This is a genomic window from Nocardia sp. NPDC046763 (genome assembly GCF_040645495.1).
Taxonomy (GTDB): domain Bacteria; phylum Actinomycetota; class Actinomycetes; order Mycobacteriales; family Mycobacteriaceae; genus Nocardia.
This window is the reverse complement of sequence record NZ_JBEYYI010000017.1, coordinates 189504-196742: the sequence shown is the minus strand read 5'-3', so window position 1 is coordinate 196742 and position 7239 is coordinate 189504. Positions and strand designations below refer to the sequence as shown.

8 protein-coding genes and 1 tRNA gene are annotated in these 7239 nt (G+C 66.7%); 5 read left to right on the top strand and 4 right to left on the bottom strand.

Annotated features, from left to right (window positions below; genetic code table 11):
- Window positions 1-143: 143 nt before the first annotated feature.
- Window positions 144-1010 (top strand): SDR family oxidoreductase, encoded by an 867-nt coding sequence (locus ABZ909_RS26680; RefSeq protein WP_357004421.1) that lies wholly within the window; start codon window positions 144-146, stop codon window positions 1008-1010.
- Here ABZ909_RS26680 and ABZ909_RS26675 read toward each other — a convergent pair.
- Window positions 982-1416 (bottom strand): TIGR03667 family PPOX class F420-dependent oxidoreductase, encoded by a 435-nt coding sequence (locus tag ABZ909_RS26675; protein ID WP_357004386.1) that lies wholly within the window; start codon window positions 1414-1416, stop codon window positions 982-984. The two genes, ABZ909_RS26680 and ABZ909_RS26675, sit on opposite strands and share 29 nt — an antisense overlap.
- Window positions 1417-1738: 322 nt before the next feature.
- Window positions 1739-1811, bottom strand: a tRNA-Asn gene (locus tag ABZ909_RS26670).
- Between the two features lie 176 nt (window positions 1812-1987).
- On the opposite strand from ABZ909_RS26670, the gene ABZ909_RS26665 reads away from it, so the two are divergent.
- Window positions 1988-2233 carry a hypothetical protein gene (locus ABZ909_RS26665; protein WP_040863090.1) on the top strand — a complete coding sequence of 82 codons (246 nt, stop codon included), beginning with the start codon at window positions 1988-1990 and terminating at the stop codon, window positions 2231-2233.
- 174 nt (window positions 2234-2407) lie between these two features.
- On the opposite strand, the gene dnaG is transcribed toward ABZ909_RS26665, so the two are convergent.
- Window positions 2408-4324 (bottom strand): DNA primase, encoded by a 1917-nt coding sequence (gene dnaG / locus ABZ909_RS26660; protein WP_357004383.1) that lies wholly within the window; start codon window positions 4322-4324, stop codon window positions 2408-2410.
- Window positions 4325-4606: 282 nt separating this feature from the next.
- On the opposite strand from dnaG, the gene ABZ909_RS26655 reads away from it, so the two are divergent.
- From ABZ909_RS26655 to ABZ909_RS26645, 3 genes are read left to right on the top strand one after another with little or no spacing between them, the layout of a single operon-like run.
- Window positions 4607-5197, top strand: a complete 591-nt coding sequence (locus tag ABZ909_RS26655) for an energy-coupling factor transporter transmembrane protein EcfT (RefSeq protein WP_357004380.1) — start codon at window positions 4607-4609, stop codon at window positions 5195-5197.
- A gap of 33 nt (window positions 5198-5230) precedes the next feature.
- Window positions 5231-5779 carry a biotin transporter BioY gene (locus ABZ909_RS26650; protein WP_357004377.1) on the top strand — a complete coding sequence of 183 codons (549 nt, stop codon included), beginning with the start codon at window positions 5231-5233 and terminating at the stop codon, window positions 5777-5779.
- Entirely contained in the window at window positions 5776-6456 is a 681-nt protein-coding gene (locus tag ABZ909_RS26645) for an ABC transporter ATP-binding protein (RefSeq protein ID WP_357004374.1), read from the top strand. The genes ABZ909_RS26650 and ABZ909_RS26645 overlap by 4 nt, the downstream gene beginning before the upstream one ends.
- Window positions 6457-6520: 64 nt before the next feature.
- Here ABZ909_RS26645 and ABZ909_RS26640 read toward each other — a convergent pair whose 3' ends face one another.
- Entirely contained in the window at window positions 6521-7225 is a 705-nt protein-coding gene (locus tag ABZ909_RS26640) for a hypothetical protein (RefSeq protein ID WP_357004371.1), read from the bottom strand.
- Window positions 7226-7239: the final 14 nt, after the last annotated feature.

Below are 7239 nucleotides of genomic sequence, written 5' to 3'. Positions count from 1 at the left end.
GATCATTGCCTAGACAACAGTGATCATCCCAGCTCGAAGGACACTTTTCTCATTGATCAAACACCGACGGGCACAAGCCCATCGGTGGATCGAGGCTTAGGCAGTTGCCCCGGCGTGAAGTAGGTTCAGGCTGAGCATTATTCATCGATCAGCGGAGGGAAGATGATGCTGGCGGCGGGACCGGGATCGGGAAGGCAGTGGCGCGGCGGCTGGCGGCCGATGGGGTGGCGGTGACTGTCGTCGGGCGACGGGCGGCTGTGCTGGAAGCCGCGGCCAGGGAGATCAATAGTGGGATCGGGGCGGACCTGGTCACCACCGCGACCGCCGATCTCACCGCGCCCGATCAGGTTCGGGCGCTCGTGGAACAGATTGCGGCAGAAGGGCGCGTTGACATCCTGGTCAACAATGCGGGCGGCAACCCGACGGTCACGCCTGGCGATCTCGATGGCCTTTCGGCCGCCTACACCGAGGCGTTCCGGTTGAACGTGCTGACCGCGGTGTTGCTGACCGAGGCGTTGATCCCGCATATAAGCCAGCCCGGCGGGCGGATCGTGTCGGTGAGTTCGATTGCCGCGCTATGCGGAGCCGGCCCGTATGGGGCCGCGAAAGCCGCAGTCCACGGCTGGGCCCTGGGTCTCGCGCAACAGCTGGCGCCTCAAGGGATCACCGTCAATGTCGTCGCTCCCGGATTCGTGCCCGCCACTGAATTCTGGGCCGAGCGGTTGACGCCGGAACTCGAAGCCGACCGAATCTCTCAGATCCCGCTCGGCCGGGCCGGAACACCCGATGAAATCGCCTCCGGCATAACCCACCTCACCTCGCCCGAGGCCGGATGGACCACCGGACAGATCCTGCAGATCAACGGCGGACACTTCTCGGCCGCGGCTGAAATAGCGCCTCCGGCCCACTGCACGGCCACTGGGGACCTCCTCCGATCCGGGCGAGCGCCACGGGTCGAGGGAACCGTTGCGCAATCTGTTGTCAGAAGCCGCGCAGACGATCGGGGGTAATGCGTACCGGGATCGAGTAGTCGGCGAAGAACTGGTCTCTGGTCATGCCTATGTCGACCAGGCCGTCGGTGTACTTCTCGACGAAGGCGTCGAGTTCGGTGGCGGTGGCACCGTTCGTGTCGACACGGGCTGTGCCGGTGAGGACGATGACGTCGCCGCCGGTGGGGGTGGAATTGAGGTTCAGTGAAACCCGTGGATTGGCAGCTATATTGCGCAATTTGGGGGTGCCGGGCTGGGTGAAGATCAGGAACTCTTCCTTGGCCCATTGGAACCAGACCGGGTTGGGTTGCGGTGTGGCGCTGGGGCTTACGGTGGTCAGCCAGATCACGGTGTCCTGAGCCAGGTGTTTGGCGACTTTTACGCCGAAGTCGGTGGTCGAGTCGACGAGAGGGGCGGAACTGGACATTCGATCTCCTCGAGGGGCCGGTCGAATCGGGTCGAAACTCGTAAACACCCGACACTCCGTGGACATTCCGCCGCAGGGATGTCGGCCTGGGGTGACCGGGCAGATCCCGAGGTCGAGACCTTGTTCAGGGGCGGGCGCTCGCCGCCGACGGACCTACGAAAGGTCGGCGAGAGATCACCCGAACCGCGGTGGCCGACACCTCGCCGACAGCCCGGAGGTATCCGGCTCAAAATAGTCGCAGCATCGGTCGAATGCGCATCGCTGGCCACCCCGGCGCAGAAAAGAGAAAACCCCCGATCGGAATACCGATCGGGGGTTTGAGCTCCCCCATCTGGACTCGAACCAGAAACCTGCCGATTAACAGTCGGCTGCTCTGCCAATTGAGCTATAGGGGATTGTTTCCCTGGCTGACCCTCTCGGACCGGCCGGAGAAAACTTTAGCGTATCGGTTGTACAGTTCCCAAATCGCGGCTCTACCTGCGGGGATCTGGGTGGGGTACCGGATCGACAGGTGGGGGTGGGGTCGGGCAGGATGTGGGGGCAGGCTGGTCTATGGGAGGAGCTTCTCGGGATGCTGCGGTTGTTCATCGGTGTTGCGGCCGGGTATGTGCTGGGCGCAAAGGCCGGGCGGGCTCGGTACGAGCAGATCAGTAAGACGACCCGCGCGATCAGCGAGAGCCCGGTCACACGGAAGGTCGTGATGATGGGGCGGCAGAAGCTCGCGGACAAGCTGAGCACCCAGCCGAAGCTGGAACCGATGGTGCCGCTGGATGAGCGCACCACCATCCTCGTGCCGCAGGATCAACTGCGCCGCTGACGGATTGGGGCCTCCCCCATCCGGATTCGAACCAGGAACCTGCCGATCAACAGTCGGCAGGTCTATGTGTCGTGCCCGGAGACGCAGCACGTCCAGGACTCGGGCGGCGAGCCACCCGAGTGAGAGCCAGCTGCCACCGAGTGAGAGCCGCCCGCCGCTACAGCAAGAGCGGCGTCAGCGGCCTACCGCGAAGTCGCCCGAGTTGCCCATGGCCTGGGTCAGCAGGCTCTTCCGGTACTGCTCCAGGGCGACCAGGTCGCCGAACAGGGCCATGTAGCCGTCGGGCTGTTCGGTCGAGGAGATGCGCTGGAGTTTGGACTTCAGTTCGGCGATCTGGCGGCCGACCCAGGACTCCTGTGTGCGGGCCAGGACGCCGGTGACGAAGCGGGGGATGTCGTCGGCGGACTTCACCGGGAGGGGTTCGGCGGCCAGCTCGGAGACCAGGGCCCGCAGGGTGAGGTCTTCGGTGTTGTCGGCGACCGAGGCGACCCATTCCGCACCGGTCAGGCCACTGGCGGTGCCACCGGCCTCGGCGATGGCGGCGCGGATCGCGATGTAGGCGGGCTGGGTGAAGGCTTCCGGCTCCAGGGCATCGAAGACGGGGCCCGCGAAGGCGGGGTATTGCAGTGCGGCGGCGAGGGTTTGGCGCTGCGGGAGCAGGGTGGGGTCGTGGGGGTTGGGGCGGGCGGCGGGGTGCTCGGTGACCTCTTGGCGCGCTCGGCGTTCGGGGATGCCGGGTTTGGCGCCGGTGCGGGCGCCCTTGCGGGCTTCATCGCCGACGCGGCGGACGACCTGCTGGATGTCGTCCCAGCCGACCCAGCCGGCCAGTTTGGTGGCGTACGCCTTGCGGAGGGCGAAGTCCTTGATCTGCGAGACGACGGGGACGGCACGGCGGAGCGCCTCGACCTGCCCCTCGGGGGAATCCAGATTGTGTTCGGCGAGCAGACCACGGATGACGAACTCGTACAACGGGACTCGGCGGGCGACCAGGTCGCGGACCGCGCCGTCGCCATTGCGCTGGCGGAGTTCGCAGGGGTCGAGGCCGTCGGGGGCCACGGCGATGTAGGTCTGGCCGGCCAGTTTCTGGTCGCCGGAGAAGGCCTTCAGGGCGGCGGCCTGGCCTGCCTCGTCGCCGTCGAAGGTGTAGATGATCTCGCCGCGCCAGAAGTTGTCGTCCATGAGCAGGCGGCGCAGGATCGCGAGGTGCTCGTCGCCGAAGGCGGTGCCGCAGGAGGCGACAGCGGTCTTGACACCGGCCATGTGCATTGCCATGACGTCTGTGTAGCCCTCGACGACGACGGCCTGGTGGCCCTTGGCGATCTCGCGCTTGGCGTGGTCGAGACCGAACAGCACCTGGGACTTCTTGTACAGCAACGTTTCCGAGGTGTTGATGTACTTGGCGGTCATGGTGTCGTCGTCGTACAGGCGGCGCGCGCCGAAGCCGATGACCTCGCCGCCGAGGTTGCGGATGGGCCACAGCAGGCGGCGGTTGAAGCGGTCCATGGGGCCACGCTGGCCCTGCTTGGACAGGCCCGCGGCCTCCAGCTCCTTGAAGTCGAAACCCTTGCGCAGCAGGTGTTTCGTGAGCGTGTCCCAGCCGCCGGGGGCGTAGCCGCAGCCGAACTGGCGGGCGGCGTTGTGGTCGAAGTTGCGGTCGGTGAGGTACTTGCGGGCCGCTTCCGCGCCGGGCTCGCCGAGCTGGGAGATGTAGAACTCGTGTGCCGCGGCATTGGCGGCGACCAGGCGGGAGCGGGTGCCGCGGTCGCGCTGCACGGAGGTGCCGCCGCCCTCGTAGTTGATCTTGTAGCCGATGCGGTCGGCCAGCTGCTCGACCGCCTCGACGAAACCGACGTGCTCGATCTTCTGCAGGAAGGCGAAGGCGTCGCCGCCCTCACCACAGCCGAAGCAGTGGAAGACGCCGTGATTGGGGCGCACATGGAAGGACGGGGACTTCTCGTCGTGGAAGGGGCACAGGCCCTTCATGGAGTCGGCGCCGGCGCGCTTGAGAGTGACGTACTCACCCACGACATCCTCGATCCGGACACGTTCACGAATCGCCGCGATATCGCGGTCAGGAAGTCGGCCTGCCACGCAGCGAGTCTAGCGCTCCCCCGCCTCCCCGAAACTTCAGCGCGCTCCCCCGCCTCCCCGAGACCTCAGCGCGCTCCCCCGCCTCCCCGAGACTTCAGCGCGCTCCCCCGCCTCCCCGAAACTTCGGCGCACAGCTAGGAGCCGTTGCCGGTTCCACACGCGTGCCGGCGGTCGGGTGCCACGAAAATTTCGGACGTACCCGACGAGTTACCCCACTCGCAGCGAAATCAGTTGTCCCGTCCCCAACGACTAACTATAGGACCGGGGTGCGAGGATCTATCGGTGCTCAGCCTCTATCACGATGCCCGGACGCCGGTGCATGCCGTGCCGGCCGGGGTGAAGGTGCTGGTGCTGGCGGTTGCGGGGACGGCGTTGTTCTTCGTGGCGTCGATCGTGTGGGTGGGGGTCGCGCTGGCGGTGGTGCTGGGTTTGTATGCGGTCGCGCGGATTCCGTGGCGGACGACCGGGCGGCAGGTACTCGGGCTGGCTCCGTTTCTCGTATTGATCGTGGTCGCGCAGGTGATCTTCACCGGCTGGCACACCGCGATCCTGGTCGGCGAGCGGCTGCTCACACTGGTCCTGCTGGCCAATCTGGTGACACTGACCACACGCACCTCGGCCATGGTCGAGACCATCGAGCGGGCGCTCGGTCCGCTCCGGCCGCTGGGCGTCCGTCCCGAACGTGTGGGCCTGCTGGTCGCCATGACCATCCGATTCATCCCCGTCATCCGTGACCAGGCCGAACTCGTGCGCTCGGCCCAGCGCGCCCGCGGCATCGAGCGCAGCACGGTCTTCCTGGTTCCGCTACTGATCCGCACACTCCGCATGGCCGACGGGGTCGGCGAGGCGCTGGACGCCCGCGGCCTGGACTGAGGGGTTCGAACCGCGGCCATTTAGGATGCCCCGGTGCGTAGTAGGGATTTGGCGCAGATCGCGCTGTTCGCGGCAATCATGGTGGTGTTGGGATTCTTCCCGCTCATTCAGCTGCCGGGAGCCTTCGCGCCGTTCACCTCACAAACCCTGGGCGTCATCCTGGCCGGGTCGATTCTGGGCGCCAAGCGCGGTGCGCTGGCCATCCTGCTGTTCGATGTGCTGGTCTTCGCCGGCCTGCCGGTGCTGCCGGGCGGGCGCGGCGGGCTGTCGGTGATCATGGGCCCGACGGGTGGCTTCGTGATCGCCTATCCGATCGGCGCACTGGTGATCGGGCTGCTCACCGAACGCCTGTGGCGGTACTACAACCTGCCCATCGCCCTGCTGATCAATTTTCTGGGCGGTGCGATCGTGCTGTACGCCATCGGCATTCCGTGGATGGCCGCGGCCGCGCACATCTCGCTGGGCAAGGCGATCACCACCTCGGTGGCGTTCCTGCCGGGCGATGTGGTCAAGACCGTGATCGGCTCGCTGGCCGCGGTAGCGGTCAAAAGGGCGTACCCCATGATTCCGGCGCGGGCATGATCGAACTCGACGGCGTCTCGCATCGGTTCGGGGAGCGTGAGGTGCTGCGCGACCTCGATCTGTGTCTGAGCGAGAACCGGATTGCCGTCATCGGCTCCAACGGGTCCGGAAAGTCCACATTCGCGCGATTGCTCAACGGGCTGCAGGTGCCCACCGACGGGCGAGTGCGGGTCGACGGGCTCGATACCCGTAAGCAGGGCAGGGCCGTTCGCAAACTGGTCGGATTCGTCTTCCAGGATCCGGATGTGCAGATCGTCATGCCGACGGTCGCCGAGGATCTGGCCTTCGGGCTCAAGCACCACGGCGTCGCCAAATCCGAGATCCCGGACCGCGTCGGCGCGACCCTCGCCGAATACGGTCTCACCGAATTCCGCGACCATCCGGCGCATTTGCTCAGCGGCGGGCAGAAGCAGTTGCTCGCGATCGCCGCGGTGCTGTCGGTGGGACCGAAGTACGTCGTGTTCGACGAGCCCACCACGCTGCTCGACCTGCGCAACACCCGCCGCGTCTCCCGTCTGCTGCACGAACTTCCGCAGCAGCTGATAGTGGTCTCACACGATCTGGACCTGCTCGCCGACTTCGACCGGGTGCTGGTCTTCGACGAGGGCCGCATCGTGGCCGACGGCCCGCCGGGCGAATGCATCGCGCACTATGTGGCCATGCATACCGCGAACTGATCAGCGGGCCTCCCGATTCGGAGCCAGTGCGGACGCATGCCCCGCGAGACCCGAGGCGTCAGCATCACTCCTCGCGCCCGAACAGATGCCGCCGCACGTGTGCGTTGAGCCGTTGCCCCGGCTGTGCATTGAACGCCATGTGCACGCTCACCCGCGGAATCTCCCCCTGCACCGGCGTCACCCGATGCCGTGATCGCCGCCCGGCGTGCAGCACCAATGTCCCCGGCACGGTCGGCAGCATCCTCACCATGTGCCGATGCCGCATGGGCAGCCCACCCCCGCGCTCGATGAAAGCCCCGGGCAGCGGAATGTATTCGAGCGCCCCGCCCCGCTCCGGCGCGACGATGTGCAGCATCACCGTGTAATCGGACATGTCGTAGTGCCAGTCCTGCGCATCCCCGTTCTCGTGGATCTGCACCGTCATGGCCCCCAGCTCGTCGGCCGAGCGGTACGCCTGCTCCCCCACCAGGTAGGACACGAACTCCCGCAATGGTTCCCAGTGGTAGAGCGCCTTCAGCGGCGAGGAGTCCGGAATCCGGTCGCACGCGACGGTGTACTCGAACCGCATGGCGTCGCCCAGCCCGTCGGAGAGCACATCCGCGGCCATCTCGGTCACCGCGGCGGGGCGCAGGAATTCGGGCAGCACGGTGACACCGCTGACCAGGAAGTCCGCCTGCGACCGCTCGATCACCTCGCGCAGCCGTGCCACCGACCTCCGGTCCAGCGGGTACCGATCCAGGTCGACCATGCCGTCCACCTCGCGTGACATCGCACCCCCTGCCG

Coding starts and splice junctions, on each gene's coding strand:
- ABZ909_RS26675 (WP_357004386.1), bottom strand. CDS start 1,416: ATGTCCAGTTCCGCCCCTCTCGTCGACTCGACCACCGACTTCGGCGTA.
- ABZ909_RS26665 (WP_040863090.1), top strand. CDS start 1,988: ATGCTGCGGTTGTTCATCGGTGTTGCGGCCGGGTATGTGCTGGGCGCA.
- ABZ909_RS26645 (WP_357004374.1), top strand. CDS start 5,776: ATGATCGAACTCGACGGCGTCTCGCATCGGTTCGGGGAGCGTGAGGTG.
- ABZ909_RS26640 (WP_357004371.1), bottom strand. CDS start 7,225: ATGTCACGCGAGGTGGACGGCATGGTCGACCTGGATCGGTACCCGCTG.